Source organism: Bacillus sp. ATD (assembly GCF_050585765.1).
Taxonomy (GTDB): Bacteria; Bacillota; Bacilli; order Bacillales; family Bacillaceae; genus Bacillus; species Bacillus stercoris.
Map to the genome: position 1 here is coordinate 327,968 of NZ_JBOBQH010000003.1, position 20,477 is coordinate 348,444.

At 43.6% G+C, this 20,477-nt stretch carries 21 protein-coding genes; 3 read left to right on the plus strand and 18 right to left on the minus strand.

Annotated elements, in window-relative coordinates:
• The first annotated feature begins 22 nt into the window (after positions 1 to 22).
• Complete coding sequence (gene spoVV, locus ACQXR1_RS09915; RefSeq protein ID WP_306289830.1) at positions 23 to 1,249, plus strand: dipicolinic acid transporter SpoVV; 1,227 nt, start codon at positions 23 to 25, stop codon at positions 1,247 to 1,249.
• Between the two features lie 10 nt (positions 1,250 to 1,259).
• On the opposite strand, the gene coaD is transcribed toward spoVV, so the two are convergent.
• The 8 genes from coaD to ACQXR1_RS09955 form a co-directional block, all read right to left on the minus strand.
• Entirely contained in the window at positions 1,260 to 1,745 is a 486-nt protein-coding gene (coaD, locus tag ACQXR1_RS09920; RefSeq protein ID WP_014663869.1) for a pantetheine-phosphate adenylyltransferase, read from the minus strand.
• A gap of 4 nt (positions 1,746 to 1,749) precedes the next feature.
• Positions 1,750 to 2,304 carry a 16S rRNA (guanine(966)-N(2))-methyltransferase RsmD gene (rsmD, locus tag ACQXR1_RS09925; protein ID WP_015483196.1) on the minus strand — a complete coding sequence of 185 codons (555 nt, stop codon included), beginning with the start codon at positions 2,302 to 2,304 and terminating at the stop codon, positions 1,750 to 1,752.
• A 322-nt stretch (positions 2,305 to 2,626) separates the two neighbouring features.
• Entirely contained in the window at positions 2,627 to 2,899 is a 273-nt protein-coding gene (locus ACQXR1_RS09930) for a YlbG family protein (RefSeq protein ID WP_009967171.1), read from the minus strand.
• Between the two features lie 54 nt (positions 2,900 to 2,953).
• The gene (ricF, locus tag ACQXR1_RS09935; RefSeq protein ID WP_003221370.1) at positions 2,954 to 3,403 is read right to left on the minus strand and encodes a regulatory iron-sulfur-containing complex subunit RicF; all 450 of its coding nucleotides are present in this window, start codon (positions 3,401 to 3,403) and stop codon (positions 2,954 to 2,956) included.
• Positions 3,404 to 3,517: 114 nt separating this feature from the next.
• Positions 3,518 to 3,757 carry a YlbE-like family protein gene (locus ACQXR1_RS09940; protein ID WP_014663867.1) on the minus strand — a complete coding sequence of 80 codons (240 nt, stop codon included), beginning with the start codon at positions 3,755 to 3,757 and terminating at the stop codon, positions 3,518 to 3,520.
• Between the two features lie 15 nt (positions 3,758 to 3,772).
• The gene (locus tag ACQXR1_RS09945; protein ID WP_040083234.1) at positions 3,773 to 4,171 is read right to left on the minus strand and encodes a YlbD family protein; all 399 of its coding nucleotides are present in this window, start codon (positions 4,169 to 4,171) and stop codon (positions 3,773 to 3,775) included.
• A 258-nt stretch (positions 4,172 to 4,429) separates the two neighbouring features.
• The gene (locus ACQXR1_RS09950; protein WP_326274016.1) at positions 4,430 to 5,470 is read right to left on the minus strand and encodes a CAP domain-containing protein; all 1,041 of its coding nucleotides are present in this window, start codon (positions 5,468 to 5,470) and stop codon (positions 4,430 to 4,432) included.
• A gap of 84 nt (positions 5,471 to 5,554) precedes the next feature.
• On the minus strand, positions 5,555 to 6,001 hold the full coding sequence (locus tag ACQXR1_RS09955) for a CBS domain-containing protein (RefSeq protein WP_003221362.1): 447 nt from the start codon (positions 5,999 to 6,001) through the stop codon (positions 5,555 to 5,557).
• A gap of 139 nt (positions 6,002 to 6,140) precedes the next feature.
• On the opposite strand from ACQXR1_RS09955, the gene ACQXR1_RS09960 reads away from it, so the two are divergent.
• Positions 6,141 to 6,503: a YugN family protein gene (locus ACQXR1_RS09960; protein ID WP_080488001.1), complete on the plus strand. Its 363-nt coding sequence runs from the start codon at positions 6,141 to 6,143 to the stop codon at positions 6,501 to 6,503.
• A gap of 31 nt (positions 6,504 to 6,534) precedes the next feature.
• Here the strand turns inward: ACQXR1_RS09960 and ctaG are convergent, their stop codons facing one another.
• From ctaG to cyoE, 6 genes are all read right to left on the minus strand, one after another.
• On the minus strand, positions 6,535 to 7,428 hold the full coding sequence (gene ctaG, locus ACQXR1_RS09965; protein ID WP_326274017.1) for a cytochrome c oxidase assembly factor CtaG: 894 nt from the start codon (positions 7,426 to 7,428) through the stop codon (positions 6,535 to 6,537).
• 26 nt (positions 7,429 to 7,454) lie between these two features.
• A complete protein-coding gene (gene ctaF / locus ACQXR1_RS09970) occupies positions 7,455 to 7,787 on the minus strand; it encodes a cytochrome c oxidase subunit IVB (protein WP_014663862.1) in 333 nt (110 codons plus the stop codon).
• A 2-nt stretch (positions 7,788 to 7,789) separates the two neighbouring features.
• The gene (gene ctaE, locus ACQXR1_RS09975; protein WP_014663861.1) at positions 7,790 to 8,413 is read right to left on the minus strand and encodes a cytochrome c oxidase subunit III; all 624 of its coding nucleotides are present in this window, start codon (positions 8,411 to 8,413) and stop codon (positions 7,790 to 7,792) included.
• Positions 8,413 to 10,281, minus strand: coding sequence for a cytochrome c oxidase subunit I (gene ctaD, locus ACQXR1_RS09980; protein WP_014663860.1), 1,869 nt, complete (start codon positions 10,279 to 10,281; stop codon positions 8,413 to 8,415). The genes ctaE and ctaD overlap by 1 nt, the downstream gene beginning before the upstream one ends.
• A gap of 32 nt (positions 10,282 to 10,313) precedes the next feature.
• The gene (gene coxB / locus ACQXR1_RS09985) at positions 10,314 to 11,384 is read right to left on the minus strand and encodes a cytochrome c oxidase subunit II (protein ID WP_227098512.1); all 1,071 of its coding nucleotides are present in this window, start codon (positions 11,382 to 11,384) and stop codon (positions 10,314 to 10,316) included.
• 238 nt (positions 11,385 to 11,622) lie between these two features.
• Positions 11,623 to 12,540: a heme o synthase gene (cyoE, locus tag ACQXR1_RS09990; protein WP_003232250.1), complete on the minus strand. Its 918-nt coding sequence runs from the start codon at positions 12,538 to 12,540 to the stop codon at positions 11,623 to 11,625.
• 354 nt (positions 12,541 to 12,894) lie between these two features.
• On the opposite strand from cyoE, the gene ctaA reads away from it, so the two are divergent.
• Positions 12,895 to 13,815, plus strand: coding sequence for a heme A synthase CtaA (gene ctaA / locus ACQXR1_RS09995; RefSeq protein ID WP_014663857.1), 921 nt, complete (start codon positions 12,895 to 12,897; stop codon positions 13,813 to 13,815).
• A 326-nt stretch (positions 13,816 to 14,141) separates the two neighbouring features.
• On the opposite strand, the gene pyc is transcribed toward ctaA, so the two are convergent.
• The 4 genes from pyc to glsA form a co-directional block, all read right to left on the minus strand.
• A complete protein-coding gene (pyc, locus tag ACQXR1_RS10000) occupies positions 14,142 to 17,588 on the minus strand; it encodes a pyruvate carboxylase (protein WP_040083238.1) in 3,447 nt (1,148 codons plus the stop codon).
• Between the two features lie 74 nt (positions 17,589 to 17,662).
• Positions 17,663 to 18,874: a cell division protein FtsW gene (gene ftsW, locus ACQXR1_RS10005; protein ID WP_040083239.1), complete on the minus strand. Its 1,212-nt coding sequence runs from the start codon at positions 18,872 to 18,874 to the stop codon at positions 17,663 to 17,665.
• A gap of 199 nt (positions 18,875 to 19,073) precedes the next feature.
• Positions 19,074 to 19,355, minus strand: coding sequence for a YlaN family protein (locus ACQXR1_RS10010; protein WP_014663853.1), 282 nt, complete (start codon positions 19,353 to 19,355; stop codon positions 19,074 to 19,076).
• 97 nt (positions 19,356 to 19,452) lie between these two features.
• Entirely contained in the window at positions 19,453 to 20,382 is a 930-nt protein-coding gene (gene glsA, locus ACQXR1_RS10015) for a glutaminase A (RefSeq protein ID WP_014663852.1), read from the minus strand.
• Positions 20,383 to 20,477 lie beyond the last annotated feature (95 nt).

Sequence of the window (20,477 nt, forward strand, 5' to 3'; positions counted from 1 at the left end):
TTTTAGCATCGGGGAGGTAAGAATGAACTTGTCGAAGATCAATACACTTTTGATTGCCTCGTTTTTTCTTTTTTTAACAGCGACTGTCATCTCACATCCACAGGCCTCATTCGAAGCCTCTAAAACCGGGCTTTCTATGTGGTGGGAGGTTGTGTTTCCGTCATTGCTGCCATTTTTTATTCTGTCCGAACTCTTAATCGGCTTTGGCATTGTACGGTTTGTCGGTGTTTTGCTTGAGCCTTTTATGCGGCCGATCTTTCGCGTGCCGGGTGTCGGCGGCTTCGTTCTTGCTATGGGAATGGCATCAGGAAACCCAGCGGGAGCAAAACTCACTGCCCGTCTGCGGCAGGAAAAACAAATTTCAAGAGTAGAGGCAGAACGGCTTGCGTCGTTTACCAATTCTTCAAACCCGCTCTTTATTTTCGGCGCTGTTGCTGTCGGTTTCTTTCAAAACGCGTCACTAGGCATTTTATTGGCTTCTGCACACTATTTGGGGAATCTGGCTGTTGGATTAACGATGCGTTCCTACGGCCGCAAAGAAGAGCAGCATCTCAGAAGAAAGAAAACGATACCCTTTCCTTCGATCAAAGATGCGTTACACGCCCTTCATACCGCCAGACTTGCGGAAAAACGGCCTTTGGGCAAAATTTTAGGCGACGCCGTGACGTCTTCTGTTCAAACGCTTCTTATGGTAGGCGGCTTTATTATTTTATTTTCTGTCTTCAATCGGCTGTTGTCCGTGGTTCAGCTGACTGATATTTTGTCTGTTTTCACAAAAGGCGCGCTGACTTTGTTCCAGCTTCCGGCTCAATTGGACATTCCGCTTTTATCGGGGATGTTTGAAATCACGTTAGGCAGCAAGCTTGTCAGCGAGACAGATGTTTCTCTTCTGCAAAAAGCGATTATCGTCAGCTTTATTCTCGGGTTTAGCGGCTTTTCCGTACAAGCTCAAGTGGCAGGTATTTTATCGGAAACTGATATTAGATTTAAACCATTCTTTATCGCACGTTTGCTGCAGGGCGTTTATGCCGCTGTCTTCGTCATGCTTTTATGGAAACCGCTTTACACGGCCTTGCATGATCCTTATCAGTATGTGTTTAAATCTTTTAATAGCAGTGACATGCCGACTGCATTTATAAACGGCTGGAATCTGCTTGTGCAGATCGGACCTGCTGTCACACTATGCGCGCTGTTTACGTACATTATCATTTTTTCTTACAGACTGACAAACGGCACAAAAAAAGGATGAGTCAACCCCCTCATCCTTGTCTGTATTTTTGCTGAAGCGCAAGCTCTACTTCCGGCGGTACAAATTCTGATACCGAGCCGTTGTATCTCGCCACTTCTTTTACGATACTTGAACTTAAAAACGAATACTGATTGTTTGTCATCATGAAAAATGTCTCAATGGATTCATCAAGCACACGGTTTACTGACGTTCCCTGCATCTCGTATTCAAAATCTGATACAGCTCTCAAGCCTCTTAATATCGCTTTGGCATTTTTTCTTTTTGCATAATCAATTAACAGTCCTTGTGATGTTTCAACTGTTATGTTCGGAATGTCTTTTGTCACTTCTCTCAGAAGCTCACACCGTTCCTCTACACTGAACAAAGGCTTTTTTGAAGAATTATTCAGCACACATACATACACTTGTTCAAAAATATGCGCCCCGCGTTTGATGATGTCCAGATGCCCGTAGGTCACCGGATCAAAACTGCCGGGACAGACAGCTATACTCGCCACCTCACTACCCCCTCTTTTTATAAATCGCCACACCTGTAAGCCCATAGGTTTCTTTTCTTGTCATCACAAGATCTCCTACGGTTTCGGGAAGCTCGACCTCTCTGTCATGCTCAGCGACGATAAAGCCGTCTTCTTCCAGCATTTGATATTCGTCAATCAAAGTTAAAAGTGCTTTCAGCTTTTGTTCCTTATACGGCGGATCGAGAAAAATGCCGCGAAAGCCGGTTTCTCTCTTTGCAGCAGCGTGCAAAGCACGTTCCGCATCATTGCGGTATACCTGTGCATGTTTTGTAAGCTCCAGCGTTTTCAAATTAGATTTTACCGTTTGAATGGCCTTAAAATCACGGTCAACGAATATACAATGCTCAAACCCGCGTGAAAGCGCTTCGATTCCAAGACCTCCGCTCCCTGCGAATAAGTCTAGTCCCCTGCCCCCATCAAAATAAGGGCCGATCATATTGAAAATGGATTCCTTCACTTTGTCGGTTGTCGGTCTTGTTGATGTTCCCGGCACAGCCTTTAGTGAACGGCCTTTTTTTGATCCAGAAATTACTCTCATGTTCCACACCACTTTTTCTAAAAGCTATTTTGTTTCTTTATTCGGCCAGACGCCGCTATGTACATAGAAAAAAATCAATCCTATCTTAACATAAAGCATTCTCCCAAACAATGAACGCTAATCTTGATAAACAGGTGTATAGGCAGCATGATCCTTGTCCATACTATAAGCAACAGCATCTAGAGGATGTTGTTGCCAACCGCGGAGAAGACTTACGTTTCCCCATAAGTTCTTCCTCCGGTTTCTCCTCTCCCTTTGCCTTCTCCTTAACATATTAAGGAATAGAAGGACCCCGCAGTTGTCTGCGGGGGTTTTTTTATTGCTATATGCCGATTTTATAATCGTATTCTTTTGCCTTATCAAGCTTTGACTCGAATTCCAATTTTAAAAACGGTTTATAAGAAGGCTCTACTTTTTTCACAAAAGAGTAAGACGCAATCTTGTCCATTGTTTTTTCAATTTGGTCCATATCACAGTACAGTACGACATATTTTAATCGTTTTGATACATAGTGCACATTCCCGAACTTTCTCAGCATTTTGCTTTGCTTTAGGGAGTGCAGATACACAACCATGCCCTGGCGCCTATTCTCCAATACAATCACCTGCCTGATTTCTTTTATATGTAAAAGACGAGACGGCCAGTCTCGTCAGGACACTTTACATCCGCAGCTTCCGCCTGAACCGCAGCCGCCTCCGCATGAAGACAAACCGTCAAAATAAGGGTTCCCAGTCGGAACTTTCACATGCTCCGAAACAGCTGTCCCAATCTCGACGCTGACCTCATCAAGAATGGACTGGAGTTCATTTTCAGCTCTCTTGAAGTCAGCCACCTTGTCGTTCAGGTCCAGCTCACGTTTGATCTCCCTCATTTTCCGGGATATTTCTCTATAGTCAGGATGATATTTGCCAAAACGCTGTACATCCTCATACTGCTCTTTTATTTTGATAAAAGAACGAATAATCCGCCCTGCCTCTTCATCTTCCTGGAGACGCTTGTAACAATTGCGGTAGTTCTCAGCCGTCTCCGACTGCAGAATCATCTCGGCAAGCTGCTGAGCTTCACTTTGAAGCCGCACGGATTCCATCGTCGCATACATAACATGCACCTCCAGTTGTTAGTTTACCATGAAACCAGCCAATTGGAAAATGCTTAACCACAGCCGAAAACAAACTCCGTATGGACGCACGAAAAAGACCCTTTCCCGGGCCTTTTAATCTTTTGTCCGCATCGCTTGGAACATTTGCATCATCATTTGCGCCATTTGAATCCCGTTTGTAAACTGATTCACCCGATGCGGAATGGTTTTTTCATAAAAATTCATCATCTCAAGCTGAAAGGTGGACAGATCATCCGGTTTTCTCGAAAGCCTGCGGTACCATATCGGCTGCTCTCTGATGAATCGTTTCCGTTCTTCGTTTGCGAAAATATATTCCTGCACCTCTTTGCGCATATGAGATCCCCTTTTTTAATCCTTTCGAAAAGAAAAAGGATGCTGTCCAGAGCCTGGCTGAGATTGCTTCTGGCTGTTCCCGGAAAATGTATTAAGAAGGTTTTGCAACGATGAGATTGACTGGCTCATTTTATTGATTTGTTCGTTCATTTGATTGACATCCATCTTTTTCACCGCTGTCACCATTTTCGTGACAAAATCATTTTTTTGCGGTGTTTCGGGCACAGCCTCTGCAGCTTCTTCCGGTTCCCGATACGGATCCCAAATCGGGTCGCTCTCCCCGAAGAGAACCCAATTTTCATATACGTCCTGCCAGCTTCTTTGTTCTTTTCGCACTTCTTTTATCAGCTTGGGATGCTTTTTGACGAATTGTTTAAAGTCATTGATTGAATGATTGGCATGTTGATTCGCCACAATCCTCACCCCCTCCGAAAATCGTTACCTACTACAATGTATCGTTTTGTCGGGCATTGTGTTCGCCTATATTCATTCACAAATGAATTTTTAGTGCTGTCCCTAAACACTGGTGAAAAGCCTTAAGAAGAAGGGGAAATCCGCTCCTCAACAGCAAGAAAAGTAACATATTGAACCGTCTGTGTTTACACTTCTCTTAGCGCAGACCAGCTTGTGTGAAATTAGAAAAAGCCCGGAACCATTCGTCCGCGGCTTTCATTACCATCGCTTAATAAAATTTTGGGTGTAATACTTTCGGTCTACTCCGACACCAAGATGCGTATAATCTGAATTCAGGAGCGCTTTTCGATGGCCTTCGCTATTCAGCCAGCCTTCTACAGCGGCCGGAGCGTCCACATAATTGTATGCGATATTTTCTCCCGCTTGCTGAAAGTCAACATGCCCTTCTTCTAAGCGGTCTTTCAGTGAGCCGTATTTCTTAGAAACATGTGAGAAATAATTATTTTCCTTCATATCCTCGCTATGCCCAAAGGCGACTTCCGCCGTCGGCTGATCCCACTCAAGCTTCGCAAGTCCATGTTTGACGCGTATGACATTCGTCAAATCAAGTATTTGCTTTTCGCTCGTTGTTTGGATCTTTTTCCACTTCTCATCTGAAACGGCTTTCGGTTTGATTAATTCCCCGCGGTACACTACCTCATAAGGCCTTTGCTTTACAAAGGTCTGCGCATCAAACGCCCTGATGCTGGATAGCTTCCCTTCAAATTTGTCCATATACAGCTGGACATACATTTTTCCTACCTTTACAGTCGGTCTTGTATTGATATCCTCTTCAGAAAACTCAAACCGATAGGAATTTCCTTTATACTCTACATTCACAAATGGCGCCACCTGGGTCGTCTTGAACACATCTCCGGTTGATTCGCCAATTTTGAAAGGCTTGGCGTTAATATCATTCCCAGCAGCGAATAATGTGACCACTTTATTGTTTAATACCCCGATTTGGATATATTGGTCCTTACCTTGATTGTATACCCACCAATCGTAATCATAAGCTGAAGGGTCAATGCGTTCAGGTTCCCCAAGCTTTTTCGTTACTTCATCGGCGGACTTGCCCATGAAGGACAATAATCCTGAAGTCGGCATATGTATTCGTTTGCTGCTTTGTGCTTCCTCATTTGACACCTGAGGCTCGCTGTCATTTGATTTCTTTTCAGGAACAGATCCATATTGAATAAACAGAACATAAGTTCCGCAAATAATCAAGAGGATAACCATTGCTCTCAATATATTTTTCAATCTATCACCCCCATGGCGATTCACAATGTCTTGCCTTACAACCCATTACAATACAGCCTATTTAACATGTCAAAGATTTATGTGTTAATGAAAAAAGCCTTCTTCTCGATTATCACCTTCGGAAATATCCGATAAGGCGCTGCCGGCACGTTCATTTGTTTGCTCAGATAAAGAAAGATCACCAAGCGTGACAATTCCAGTCAGTTTTTTATTTTTTGTAACTGGTATCCTTCTGAGCTGATGCGATGCCATCAAATGAAGAACCTCATCAACTGAAGCATCTTCCTCCACACTGACAGGTTTTTCGGTCATTGCGTCAGTGATTTTTTGCGAGTTCGGTTTTTTGATGGCGATTCCTCTTAACACGAGATCACGGTCGGTCACGATGCCGACCAATGTTTCCCCATCCTCATCAACCACTGGAATCGCTCCTACATTCGCGTCCTTCATCTTTACTGCAGCTTCATATACATTATCTAATACCGTGCAATATTGCAAGTCGGCTGTCATCAGATCTTTTATTTTTGTCATCCGTTTAACCTCCTTTAGTCTAGTGCTATTGTCGTCAAAATTTAATTTTTGCATACTTTCAAAAGAAGAAGATTCATTGAAAGTTTAACGCTTTCATACTATGATTGTCAGGAAAGGTAATTTTTATAAGGAGGGGTCGGTGTTGAAGTTTACTGAAAGCGGACTTGAAGGGGTTAAGGCTGAACTCAGCTTGCTAGACGACTTAATGGAAAGCAAAGGTCTCATCAGAGCGGGCCAATGGGATTACGAGAGAGTCACCTATGACAAGAAGTTTTCGACGATTGAGGGCACGTTTTACCTGCGGATACAAGGAATTGCGGCAGAGGGTGATGTCGGAAGCGGACGCGCGGTGATTCAATTAATGTCCCCTCTCCTAGGCAAGCATTATTACCCGCACGGAGTAGAGTATGGAGAAACGGAAGAGTTTCCCATACAGGTTGTGACAAAAAGCAAAGCACTGATTCAGGACATATCCGACATGTTAAAAACAGTTCAAATGTAACGAAAAGGTACAGCATATTCCGCTGTACCTTTTATGATATCGTCTGCTGAATATACGGCGGCTCCTCCTGCCCGTCCTTTTCCCTTTCTTTCTTCACCCATTGGAAAAAAATAATCGCCAAAAAAGTACCGTACACAATTTCCTGAATGATTTTCATCATGACGGCTCCAAGCTGCTGATCCTCTAACAAAGGCAGTGTATTCAACATCTCCGGTCCTGTTAATGGGACCTGCCCCATCATATCCGCAGGCACGCAAAGGCTCATTGCCTCGGCCCATGCAGACGGATCTGTATAGGTGGCGTATAACGGTGCACCGCTGAACATGATTAAGGCGCAAGCAGGTGTGAGCAGCATACCGTCCGCCATAATATACCCCAGCTTCATCAAGCCGCTGAGCTGACGTAGACGCCCCACCTTATGAACAAGCGGCCACCACATGAAGAATGCAAGCACAAAGATAAGCCAAGTGATGAATGTATGGTAAAACGAATCAGTTTTGACAGTATCAAATATAAGCGGTACATGATATAAAGAAAAAATGCCATTAAACAAAAGCAAAGCAATTAAGGGCTTCGTGAAAAAGGAAAAAACCGGTTTGATGGCAGGCCTGAAAATGATGTTCTCCCAGAGCCATGCAGGAATTCCAGCGATCAACAGCGGCGGTACAACCAAATACAGGACAGCCATCTGTACCATATGCGCGCTAAACATAATATGTCCGAGCAAATCAACAGGGCTTCCCTCGGCCGCATATAAAAACAGCATTGCCGACAGAAAACACACCATCTCTTTTCCAGTTATTCGATTCGGCTTTGAAAACATTCGCCTGTAAAAATAGAGATAAATCGCCGTAATGCCTAACAGGATACAAAAAAGATAAGGGCTCCACATGGCGCGAAACCCAAATATCTCCAACTGATTCATTTCTTCACCTCCGGCGGCTGTTCAAATTACCACCATATAATTGTGACAAACGCAAGCACAGTGATAAACGCGACAAACACCCCTGAATACAAAAACAATGCCGGCGCCTCATGCCCTTTTTGATTCATATGCATGAAATAATACAGCTGAAAGATGACTTGAATTGCAGCAAGCAAAATAATGAAAGGAATCGTAAACCAGCTTGCAACACCATCTGTTGCCACAGTCAGAAATGCAACAATCGTAAGACCGATCATTAAACCAAAAGACAAAACCTGATATTTCATCTCCTGGGCATGCTTTTTTTTCTTAAATTCAAGGTCGCTGTTGATATGCCCTCTGCTTTTTTTACCGACCATGTTTATCCCACCATCCCCATTAAATATACAACGGTAAAGATGAAGACCCACACGACATCAATAAAGTGCCAATAAAGGCTGGCAACGTAAAACTTAGGCGCCGTATACAGGTTCAGCCCTCTCTTGGCATTGCGGATCATCAGCGTGCTGATCCACATCAGCCCAAACGCCACGTGGGCGCCGTGTGTACCGACAAGCGTGTAAAACGCTGAACCGAGCGCAGAGCTTGTGATGGTAAAGCCAAATTCATGGGTGTAGTGCTTAAACTCATAGATTTCCAGTCCTAAAAAGCCCGCCCCCAATAAAACCGTAATTCCCAGCCAAAGCTGCATCTTGCCGAAGGAAAAGTTCTTCATGTGGTACATCGCGTACACACTCGTTAAACTGCTCGTTAATAACAGCATTGTCGCAATGAATACAAGTGTTACGTCGAACATTTCGGTTGTAGGCGGATCACTGGCGTTTGAATTCCGAAGCGCCAGAAACGTGGCGAAGAGAGACGCAAACAGAACAGTCTCTCCGCCAAGAAAAAGCCAAAAGCCTAGAAATTTATTTTTCCCTTCCAGTGTTACTTTTTCAGGAGAAGCTGGAAAGGTTTCTGCGGTGAATTTTTCTTGAATTTGCATTATGCCTTCACCCCTTTATCATCGTTCGGCAGTTCCTCTTTATGAATATGATAGCCGTGATCATCAATGACTGAGCGGAGCAGCATCGTAATAAAGGTGATGCCGAGTCCGATAAAGATCACTGGCAAGCCCCAAGCGTAATCGCTTCTGTACAGCAGCCCGAACGCTGCGACAAAAAGGCCGAAGGAAATGATGAGCGGCAGGATTGAGCCGTTTGGCATATGAATATCATCAACCGGTTCCGCCGGTGTCATTGATTTGTGACCTGCCTGCTTCTCGATCCAAAGCGGATCAAGTCCTCTGACAAAAGGAAGCTGTTTAAAGTTATACTCCGGCGGCGGCGAAGAAACGGCCCATTCAAGCGTACGTCCGTCATGCCATGGATCATCGCCTACATACTCGCCTTTTACCGAAGTCCAAATGACATTGACCAGCAGAAGAATAACAGCTGCCGCCATAAAAAACGCCCCGATTGTACTGATCAAGTTGCCGGTTTCAAGCCCCTGGCCAGGCAAAAACGTATAAACCCGGCGCGGCATCCCCATTAAACCGACAAAATGCTGAATGAAAAACGTGAGGTGAAAACCGATAAAAAACAGTACAAATGAAATTTTTCCCATCGTCTCATGCAGAATTTTACCGAACATTTTCGGCCACCAGAAATGAACACCGGCTAATAGGCCGAATACCACGCCGCCAATGATGACGTAGTGGAAGTGCGCCACCACAAAATACGTATCATGGAACTGATAATCAGCAGCGGCCGCTGCCAGCATGACTCCCGTCACACCGCCAAGCACAAAAGATGGAATAAATGAGACAGCATACAGCATTGCGGTTGTATACTTCACATTTCCTCCCCAAATCGTCAACAGCCAGTTGAAAATCTTAATCCCGGTCGGAATCGCGATAGCCATTGTGGCAACCGCAAAAATCGCATTTGCAATCGGGCCAAGACCAGTTGTGAACATGTGGTGCACCCATACCATAAAGCCCAGAAAGCCAATGAGCACGATGGCAAAAACCATTGAAGAATAGCCAAACAAACGCTTTCTGGCGAAAACAGGGATGACCTCGGAAAAAATACCGAATGCAGGCAAAATTAGGATATAAACCTCCGGATGGCCGAAAATCCAAAATAAATGCTCCCAAATGACCGTATTCCCTCCAAGCTCGGGATTAAAGAAATTGGTTCCGAACAGCCGATCCAGCATCATAAGAGCCAATCCGACCGTAAGCGGCGGAAAGGCAAACAAGATCAATGCCGAGGCCACGAATGTCGTCCATGTAAACAAAGGCAGTCTCATGTACGTCATGCCCGGAGCCCTCATATTGATAATCGTGGCCAAAAAGTTAATCCCGGCTATCAGCGTCCCGAGCCCCGATATTTGGAGTCCGAGGACGAAAAAGTCTATGCCGTGCCCTTTTGAATGAAGCGAAAGAGAGGCATATGACGTCCAGCCCGCATCTGGCGCTCCGCCCAAAAACCAGCTTAGATTTAAGAAAATGCCTCCGAAAAAGAAGAGCCAAAAACCAAGCGCATTTAAAAATGGAAACGAAACGTCCCGAGCCCCGATCTGCAATGGCACAACCGCATTCATCAAGGCAAATAAAAGCGGCATCGCAGCCAGAAAGATCATCGTCGTTCCGTGCATAGTCATTACTTCATTGTACGCTTGAGCACTGAGAAACGCATTTTCCGGCTTTGCAAGCTGAATTCTGATAAACATCGCTTCAATTCCCCCGACAAGAAAGAAGAATCCTCCTGCCGCTAAATAAAGAATCGCGATTTTTTTATGGTCCACCGTCGTCAAATAATCCCAAAGCATAGATCCGCGCGTCCGCTTTTCTGTAAGCGCATTCAACATATGTGACCTCCCCCAATATCTCCCTTTCTTCCCTACTTGCTTTCCGCTTTTAAGCCTTTTAAGTATTCATAAAGCGCATCTGTTTCGTTGTCTGAGAGCTTTGGATATGTTCCTGTCATTTTGTTCCCCGGCTTTATGCTGTCAGGGTCCTTCAGCCAGGCCTTCACATTTTCTTTGTTGGCCTCTTTCACCCCTGCCACTTTTGTCCTCTCACCGAAGGTCGCCAAGTTTGGTGCCGTTCTAGCGGCTTCTGCACGCTTATCATTCGGCTCTACCGCATGGCAGCTCAGGCAGTTTTTCTCTTTAAACAGTTCTTCACCCTGCTTAGCCAAATCACTCTCTGCTGTAGATTTATAGTTTTTCATTTCTTTTGTCCAGCCCTGAAATTCCTTTGCAGACATTGTCTTCACTTTAAAATCCATCAGCGCATGTGAAGGGCCGCAAAGCTCTGCACATTTTCCAAAAAACATATCTCCTGCCTCTTTGCTTCGTTTCGAATCAAATGTCAGGAAGAACTTATTTTCATTATCCGTATTTGTATCAAGTTTTCCTCCAACTGAAGGAATCCAGAAGGAATGTTTCACATCAGAAGCTTTTAAATTAAAATATACACGCTGGTCTGTCGGCACAATCAGCTCCTGGCTTGTGATGATGCCGTAATCAGGGTATTCAAACTCCCACCAGTATAAATTTGCCCGGACATTGACTACAAGAGCATCCTCAGCTTTGCGGCCTTTCTTATCCATTGGTGATGTGTCTGCTAGCTCCAGCGTATATAATACAACAGGGATCACAAGAATAATGAGCAGCAAAATCGGGATCACGGTCCATGTGATTTCTAAAAATTTATTCCCCTCTACCTGTTTCGGTATCGTGTTCTCACCGACCCGTGATCTTCTGAATCTCACAATCACATAAAAGAAGATAACAGATACTACTGCAACTACAACCACCATAATCAATGTGCTGAGCACTGTCAGGTCATACTGTTTATCAGCCACCTCGCCAGCAGGCTTGAGCGTGGATAAAAAAGGTTTTCCACATCCGCTTAATAGAAGCGGCACTAAGGCTAATAATAAAATAAGACGCCAATGCTTTACCATTTCACCCAACCCCTTTTCTGGTCAATACAAAGGCGGAAAGCAGATCGAAAACCATCGCCTCCAGCCTATCACCAATAAAGCACTTACATTTCCTCTTCTCTTAAATTATGAGTTTTTTTACTCAAAATGCCATCTATGTATAAAAGTAAAGCCGCCTGATTAAACAAGAGGTCAAGGCGGCATTTACTAGTTGTCATCGTTTATTTTGAAGCGATAAAACAAGCAGCATATCTATTTTTTAGAAAAGAGTTAAGACAACCATGGCAACGAAATAGATAGTCATGTAGTTAAGTGAGTATACGAACATCTGCGTTGCCCACTTCATAATATTCTTGGAGCGGAATCCCATTAAGCCAAGAATCAGCCAGCCGATATTTAACAGCAAACCGAGGATGACAATTGGAAGCCCTAGGCTACCAAGGAAAAACGGAAGCGGCATCAGGCACGCAACCCACACAATAATTTGTCTTTTTGTCACTTCAAATCCGTATACGACAGGAAGCATCGGAATATTTGCAGCTCTGTAATCCTCAGTTTTCTTAATAGCCAATGCTAAGAAGTGAGGAATCTGCCAAATAAATAAAATCATGAATAACACCCATGCTACGACACCGATATTCCCTTCCACTGCCGTCCATCCAATAAGCGGCGGCACTGCACCTGAAACGCTTCCCACTACAGTGTTAATCGTATAGCGGCGTTTCGTCCACATTGTGTACAATACAACATACGTAAAGACTCCGATAAAACCGATGACAGCAGCCATGACAGTTGTCATCAGCAGCATAATCAATCCTAAAGCAACCAGCAAAATTCCTGACCATAACGCCTGACTCGGCTGAATTTTACCCGTAACCGTAGGTCTTACTTTCGTGCGCTCCATAAGATGGTCAATATCCCGGTCATACCAGTTATTGATCGCGCAAGAACCCGCAATAATCAGAGATGAACCGATTAATGTAAGAAGAACGGTGTTTATATTGCCTAAAAAACTTAAACCGGAAATATGTAGTGCAAGCCACATTCCAGTGAAAGTCGTGATGAGGTTAGAATTGACGATCCCTATTTTAATAAGGGACAGAAAATCTTTCCATGCCGTTGTTTCTTCAATTTGTCCGTCTATAGCTGTATCATTTAAGATTCTGGAGTTAGCCATAACGTAAACCTCCCTTACAAACCTAACGCAGGAGAATAAAAAAACCTGCAACTCTATCATACAAGATAACATCTTGTAAAAAAACATCCTATTAAATATTAAACGACAAACAGGAATTTATTTGTGAACTTTTTATGAATTTTACCAAAGATGCAGGCAATCGCCAAATTGGCATTGCGTTTACCTTATTTCTATCAGACCCGGCACGAATAATCAAGTGTACATTTTCCAGAAGCCGTCATTCTATTATATTTTTGTGAACAAAAGCCTCTGGGAATTGCCACAAAACACATATTCGCTTACACTTGGAACGTATATAAAATTGCAGCAGTATGTTGAGAAGGTGAATATTGTATGAATAAAGCATTAAAAGCTCTCGGTGTCTTGACGACATTTGTCATGCTTATTGTTTTAATCGGGGGTGCTCTCGTTACAAAAACAGGTTCCGGCCAAGGATGCGGCAGACAGTGGCCGCTGTGTCACGGCCGTTTTTTCCCTGAACTGAATCCGGCCTCAATTATTGAATGGAGCCACAGATTCGCAAGCGGGATCTCTATTATCCTTGTGTTAAGCCTTGCGTTTTGGTCATGGAGAAAAATCACGCCGATTTTCCGTGAAACAACGTTTCTCGCGATCATGTCTATTATCTTTTTATTTCTACAGGCATTGCTTGGCGCATTGGCTGTCGTATTCGGTTCGAACGCGTTGATAATGGCGCTTCACTTCGGCATCTCATTAATTTCTTTTGCTTCAGTGCTTATTTTGACATTACTCATATTTGAAGCTGATAAATCAGTCAGAAAACTGGTTAAGCCGCTTCAAATCGGCAAAAAGATGCAATTTCACATGATAGGAATTTTAATATATTCCTATATCGTTGTGTATACAGGCGCATATGTAAGACACACTGAATCAAGTCTTGCATGTCCTGATGTGCCGCTGTGCAGCCCGCTGAACAATGGACTTCCGACCCAATTCCATGAATGGGTGCAAATGGGCCACAGAGCAGCAGCCTTACTATTATTTGTATGGATTATTGTTGCCGCAGTTCATGCTATCACTTCCTACAAAGATCAAAAACAGATTTTTTGGGGATGGATCTCGTGTCTTATTTTCATCACATTACAGGCACTGTCAGGTATTATGATCGTATACACTGAACTGGCACTGGGCTTTGCACTTGCCCACTCGTTCTTTATTGCCTGTCTGTTTGGCGTTTTATGCTACTTCTTATTATTGATTGCCCGCTTCCGTTACGATTCCAGACAGTCATAAAGACTCTAGACCAAAGCCTTAAGCAGCTTTGGTCTTTTTTCATGTCTTGTTTTGGCGCTTTATTGTTTCAATGGCCAGCCTTTGTATTAGTATCACTTCATGAAAATAAACCCTTTTGACCATGGATAGTCAGATAGAGCCTAGAGTAATAAAGTATCTAAAAGATCGCCGGTATAAAAGCCTGTTTGATTTTGAAAAGGAAATGGCTTGTGACAGCACTACTGTATAATCTTTGAAGGCCGCTTACATCTCTTCTAAACAGTTTCACTCCGCATTTTCTATAAAAAACAAGAGTGTATATCAAATGATATACACTCTTTGTTTTTTTATGCTTTTTCAATTTCGAGGAGCAGATCTCCCGTTTGAATCGGCTCGCCATTTTTCACATGAACTTGCTTGACTGTTCCTGAGAAAGGGGCTTGAACCGTTGTTTCCATTTTCATCGCTTCATTAATCATCAAATGATCACCTTTATTGACTTTTGTACCTGCTTCAGTCAATACCTTAATAACGGTTCCAGGCATGGAAGCTGCGATATGGCTTGGATTTGTCCGGTCTGCTTTCAGCCTTTCCTGAACGGAAGACTTAATGCTTTCATCTTTAATGACTACTTCACGCGGCTGCCCGTTCAGTTCGAAATAAACGACGCGAGTGGCGTCAGGCTGAGGCTCACCGATTGAAATCAGCTTAACGATCAGCGTTTTGCCGCGCTCAATTTCAACTTCTATCTCTTCACCTAATGTCATGCCGTAGAAGAATGTCGGTGTATCTAATACCGAGATGTCTCCGTAGCTTTCTGTCGTTTTCACATAATCAGTGAAAACTTTAGGATAAAGGGCATACGCCACAGCGTCCTGATCTGAAATTTCCAAGTTATGCTGCTCTTTAAATTCCTGTTTGATCGCTTCAAATGATACCGGCTCAAGCAGTTCGCCCGGTCTGACTGTAATCGGCTCCTGCCCTTTTAAGATCAGCTTTTGCAGTTTTTCCGGGAATCCGCCATGAGGCTGCCCGATATTCCCTTTGAAAAGCTCCACAACAGAATCAGGGAAATCTAATGATTCGCCTTTTTCGTAAACGTCTTTTTCAGTCAGGTTGTTTTGCACCATATAGAGTGCCATATCTCCGACTACTTTTGAAGAAGGCGTTACCTTGACGATGTCACCGAACATATCGTTCACGCGTCTGTACATTTCCTTGACTTCATTCCAGCGGTCGCCAAGGCCTACTCCCTTGGCCTGCTGCTGCAGGTTGCTGTATTGGCCCCCTGGCATCTCGTGCTCATAAATTTCAGTATGCGGAGACTTCATTCCGCTTTCAAATTCACTATAATATTTACGCACTGACTCCCAATATTGGGACAGCAATTCAACGTTTTGGACATTCATTTCCGGACGGCGGTTGTTGCCTTCCATCGCATGATAAAATCCGCTCGCGCTAGGCTGTGACGTTAATCCCGCCATTGAGCTGACCGCCACATCTATGATATCAACACCGGCTTCCACAGCTTTTGCATACATATAAATACCGTTTCCGCTCGTATCATGTGTATGAAGGTGAACCGGAATGTCGATCGTTTCTTTCAACGCTGAAACGAGTTCATATGCAGCCTGCGGTTTTAACAGCCCTGCCATATCTTTAATCCCGAGAATATGGGCACCGGCCGCCTCAAGCTCCTTCGCCATCGATGTATAATAAGCAAGATCGTACTTCGTCCGGTTCTTGTCAAGGATATCTCCCGTATAACAAATCGCCGCTTCTGCCACTTTGCCGGTATCCCGAACGGCATCAATGGCTAACGTCATTCCTTTTACCCAGTTTAAGCTGTCGAAAATACGGAACACATCAATGCCCGATTGAGCTGATTGCTTCACAAATTCTTTAATCACATTGTCCGGATAATTCGTATAGCCAACCGCATTTGATGAGCGAAGCAGCATCTGGAATAAGGTATTCGGCACTTCTTCACGAAGGTCTTCCAAACGTTTCCACGGATCCTCTTTTAGGAATCGGTAGGCTACATCGAAGGTCGCGCCTCCCCACATTTCCATACTGAACAGTTCAGGCCATAATGCAGCCGTTGGATTTGCGATTTTTTTCAAATCATGCGATCTGATTCTAGTTGCCAATAACGATTGGTGGGCATCCCTGAATGTCGTATCTGTTAAAAGGACAGATTTCTGCTCCTTAACCCAATTTGCAAGCCCTTCTGCACCTTTTTCATCGAGAATTTGCTTTGTTCCTCTGGCGGGCTGCTGATCAGCGTCTACCTTTACGGTTAACGGCTTGTCAAACGCCGGTTTTTCTTTTTTCCCGATTCCGGGGAAGCCGTTCACTGTCACATTGCCGATGTAAGTGAGCATCTTCGTTCCGCGGTCTTTTTGTTTAGGAAAAATAAATAATTCAGGCGTTGTGTCAATGAAAGACGTATCATATTGCCCTGTCAGGAACTTCTCATGTTTTGCAACGTTCTCAAGGAACGGAATGTTCGTTTTTATGCCTCTGATTCTAAACTCCTGAAGGTTTCGTACCATTTTGGCAGCCGCCTGTTCAAACGTTAAAGCCCAAGTTGAAAGCTTAACGAGCAGTGAATCATAGTATGGTGTGATCACGGCGCCTTGGAAGCTGTTTCCGGTATCAAGACGGACACCAAAACCGCCGCCTGAACGGTAAGCCATAATTTTTCCTGTATCAGGCATAAAATCATTTTGCGGATCCTCAGTCGTAACCCGTGACTGAATGGCATAGCCGATTGTAAAAATGTCTTTTTGCTCAGGAATATTTACTTTTTTGCTGTGAAGACTGTGCCCTTGGGCAACAAGGATCTGTGTTTGAACAATATCGACACCCGTAATCATTTCTGTTATCGTGTGTTCAACCTGCACGCGAGGATTTACTTCAATAAAGTAGAACTCGTTGTTTGCAACAAGGAATTCGACCGTACCCGCATTTATATAGTTTACATTTTTCGCAAGCGCAACAGCCGCCTCACAAATTTGATCCCTTAATTCAGGTGACAGCGACACACTTGGCGCCACTTCAATGACCTTTTGGTGGCGTCGTTGAACGGAACAATCCCTTTCAAAAAGATGGACGACATTGCCCTGCTTGTCTCCAATCACCTGAACTTCAATATGTTTCGGATTTTCAATTAATTTTTCTACATAAACTTCATCATTGCCAAAGGCTGCTTTCGCCTCTGATTTTGCACGTTCATATGCTTCTTTGACTTCACTTTCAGCTCTGACAATCCGCATACCGCGGCCGCCGCCGCCAAGCGAAGCTTTAATGATAATCGGATAACCGTTAGCTTGTCCAAATTGTTCAACAGCTTCAAGCGTTTCTGCAGGACCGTCGCTTCCGGGAATCACGGGGATTCCGGCTTTTTCTGCCTGCTCACGCGCTTTTACCTTGTCACCAAACATATCGAGATGCTCGGATTTTGGACCAATGAATACGATGCCTTCTTCTTCACATCGTCTCGCAAAATGAATATTTTCAGATAAGAAACCGTATCCCGGATGAATTGCATCGACTTTGTTTCTTTTCGCAATATCAATGATCCCTTCAATATCCAGGTAAGCATCAATCGGTTTTTTCCCTTCACCGACCAAGTATGCTTCATCCGCTTTGTACCGATGGTAGGAACCGGAATCTTCTTTTGAATAGACCGCAACTGTACGAATATTCAACTCGGTACACGCCCGGAATATTCGGATTGCAATTTCTCCCCTGTTTGCTACTAATACTTTTTGTATCGATTGCTGAGACAAACTTTTTTCCCCCTTACCCGAATGGAATATAATCTATCATAGCGGAATATCCTTCCCCTGTACACACTTGTTTTTTACTGATAAACAGTTTTTTTAAGCTGTTTCTTTTTCAGTCCCTTCGTCGCCAAGGGTTCTCTCTTTTTCTTATTCTCTGAATATTTTACAAACATGCTGATATTCGCTAATATCCCCATACTCCCCAGCAGCAGCACCAAAGAAGAGCCCCCGTAACTGATAAATGGCAGGGTAACCCCTGTAATCGGAATTAATCCGCTGACACCGCCAAGGTTAATAAACGACTGGATGGCAATCATGCTTGAAATGCCGATCGCTAGAAGACTTCCAAACGGGTCCTCGCATTTTCTGGCAATATAAAAACCTTTTATGACGACAAAACCCAATAAGAAAATCACAAACAATACCCCAAAAATGCCGAGCTCTTCAGCAATGACAGCCATAATAAAGTCAGTGTGTGATTCAGGCAGATATCCGTATTTTTGGATACTTTCACCGAGCCCCAGACCGAAAATGCCGCCTGAGCCGATCGCATAATAAGAATTGATCACTTGCAAGCCTGATGAGTCTGCATACTTAAATGGATCTTCAAGACTCTCAAAACGCGCTAAGCGGCCTTTAGTTAAAATTTTATCCTGATTCAAATAGATAATCGGGCTGACTAAAATCAAAACAATTCCGCCCAGTATGACAAGCCTCATCAGTGTCTTTCCGCTGAATCCGGAGCATAAGATCATGCACGTTGCAATCAGCCCGATAATCATGGCTGTACCGAAATCTGGCTGCATGGCAATTAAACTACAAATCACAAGCGTCATGACTACCGGAGGGGCTACCCCAGTTAATAGATGGTCGATATAGCTTTGTTTTTTGGCATATACGGCTGCAAGGTATAAAATCACGACCAGTTTCACAAACTCCCCCGGCTGGATACTCATTCCGCCGATTTTAAACCAGCTCTGCGCGTTTCCGGCAACATGCCCGAAAACAAACAGTGAGATAAGCGCAAGAACAGATACAAGCAGTATCCCCTTCTGAAACTTTTGATGGGCCAGTGCCTTGTAAGGAAACAAAGCCATGAGAATAAATAGAGCACCACCTGCAATTAAAGCAAACAGCTGCCGCATGAAGAAAAAGTTACTGCTTACGTTATATCGTGAAACAGCTGTAATCATGCTTGAGCTGTAAACCATCACCAAACCGAATCCGCACAGTAAAACAATTGCGAATATCAGCGAGTAATCATAAGATTTTAGCATTTTTTTTAACATAACATCCTCTTCCCTGCTTCTAACTTCCATTAACTATGGTTTTTATGTATTTATCTTTTTTATTTTACTACAATTTATCAAACGAGACGAAGAATCTCTATACGATTCGGAAGGAATGTGTAAAAAAAGACCGTCTTTAAGAGAGAAAAATAGCGGTTATAAAAAAACCCAAACTGTTAATAAGTTTGAGTTTTATCATTTATTTACTTGTAAACGCGTCATGCAATGCAGACAATTCACGTTCCAATGTGTATAAAAGGTCTTTACCGTCTTTTTCATCAACCAATCCCAGGCGGACAGCAAAATCGATTTCCCTCGAAAGCCCGAACATTTGAGTATCTAAGACCTCTTCATATAGAGGACATTGAGGCATCGTTAAGTTATCCATTTGTACTCGGATCAGCTTCAAAATCTTCTCAGCGTCAACTTTTAAGAGTTCAAAAGCTTTTTGCCGATGGTCAACTATCATCTCTGAAGCCAAAAGTATCCCTCCGTTCCCCAGGCGAGTACCTAATTCTTCTATTTATCATAAAGGGTATCAGCAGAAAATGCAAGAGGATTTAAGCAGATGACATAAATTAAAAAATACTCAGCCTGTACATCTCAGACATGATTTCCAATAGCTTTACACCTGCAATGCTGTTGCCTTTTTCGTCCAATGCCGGACCGAAAATACCGATCCCGAAATCATAAGGTGAAATGCCCATAATCCCGCCGGATACGCCGCTTTTCGCAGGGATTCCGACCTTAATTGCGAATTCCCCGCTTGCATTGTACATTCCGCACGTCACCATAAATGTTTTGCAAATTCTTGCGACATCTTTTGAGATGACCTGCTCCCCAGTCTCAGGATTTCTGCCGTTCAATGCAAATACAGATCCGATTTTCGCTAAATCCAAGCTGCTCATCTCAATCGCGCATTGCTTCGTGTATAAATCCATTACTGCTTCTACATCATCCTCAAAAATGCCGTACTGCTTCATATAATAACACATTGCCCGATTAATCATTGAAGTGCTGTATTCGGATTCAGCCACTTCCCGGCAGTATGTAATCTCTTGGTTGTTTGTCAGCCTTCTAATAAAAGAAAGCAAATAATCAAGTCTCTCTTTCACCGTTCTTCCTCTAATCAGACTTGTCACTACCAATGCCCCGGCATTAATCATAGGGTTTAACGGCTTGCTTGGATTTACTGTTTCCAGCTTGATAATTGAATTAAACGGATCACCGGTCGGCTCCTGTCCAACATAACTGAAGACCTTATCTTTGCCGTATTCCATTAACACCAAAGCAAGCGCAAGGACTTTCGATATACTTTGAAGCGTAAATGTTTTTTCTACGTCACCTGCTGACAGGCAAACATTATTGGAATAATAAATCGCCACTGACAGATCGTGTTTATCAGCTTTTGCCAAGGCAGGAATATAACTGGCTACCTCCCCCTTGTCCGTTACTTTTTTCGCCTTTTTCACTAAGGCTTCAAGCTCATCATTATGCCGGCATACCATGCAAACACCCTCGTTCCCTCAGCATTTCAATACACATAATTTGTACACAAAGTGACAATTCATGCGAAAACTTTTATAATTTTGAGAGAAGGGGG

What these genes read in the sequence shown, in the direction of transcription:
- ctaD (WP_014663860.1), bottom strand. Translation starts at nt 10,281, where the DNA reads ATGTTGAATGCGCTTACAGAAAAGCGGACGCGCGGATCTATGCTTTGG.
- ctaF (WP_014663862.1), bottom strand. Translation starts at nt 7,787, where the DNA reads ATGGTCGGTAAAAAAAGCAGAGGGCATATCAACAGCGACCTTGAATTT.
- rsmD (WP_015483196.1), bottom strand. Translation starts at nt 2,304, where the DNA reads ATGAGAGTAATTTCTGGATCAAAAAAAGGCCGTTCACTAAAGGCTGTG.
- ctaG (WP_326274017.1), bottom strand. Translation starts at nt 7,428, where the DNA reads ATGAATCAGTTGGAGATATTTGGGTTTCGCGCCATGTGGAGCCCTTAT.
- spoVV (WP_306289830.1), top strand. Translation starts at nt 23, where the DNA reads ATGAACTTGTCGAAGATCAATACACTTTTGATTGCCTCGTTTTTTCTT.
- ctaE (WP_014663861.1), bottom strand. Translation starts at nt 8,413, where the DNA reads ATGCAAATTCAAGAAAAATTCACCGCAGAAACCTTTCCAGCTTCTCCT.
- glsA (WP_014663852.1), bottom strand. Translation starts at nt 20,382, where the DNA reads ATGGTATGCCGGCATAATGATGAGCTTGAAGCCTTAGTGAAAAAGGCG.
- ctaA (WP_014663857.1), top strand. Translation starts at nt 12,895, where the DNA reads ATGAATAAAGCATTAAAAGCTCTCGGTGTCTTGACGACATTTGTCATG.
- cyoE (WP_003232250.1), bottom strand. Translation starts at nt 12,540, where the DNA reads ATGGCTAACTCCAGAATCTTAAATGATACAGCTATAGACGGACAAATT.
- ACQXR1_RS09940 (WP_014663867.1), bottom strand. Translation starts at nt 3,757, where the DNA reads ATGCGCAAAGAGGTGCAGGAATATATTTTCGCAAACGAAGAACGGAAA.
- ricF (WP_003221370.1), bottom strand. Translation starts at nt 3,403, where the DNA reads ATGTATGCGACGATGGAATCCGTGCGGCTTCAAAGTGAAGCTCAGCAG.
- ACQXR1_RS09955 (WP_003221362.1), bottom strand. Translation starts at nt 6,001, where the DNA reads ATGACAAAAATAAAAGATCTGATGACAGCCGACTTGCAATATTGCACG.
- coxB (WP_227098512.1), bottom strand. Translation starts at nt 11,384, where the DNA reads ATGGTAAAGCATTGGCGTCTTATTTTATTATTAGCCTTAGTGCCGCTT.
- ftsW (WP_040083239.1), bottom strand. Translation starts at nt 18,874, where the DNA reads ATGTTAAAAAAAATGCTAAAATCTTATGATTACTCGCTGATATTCGCA.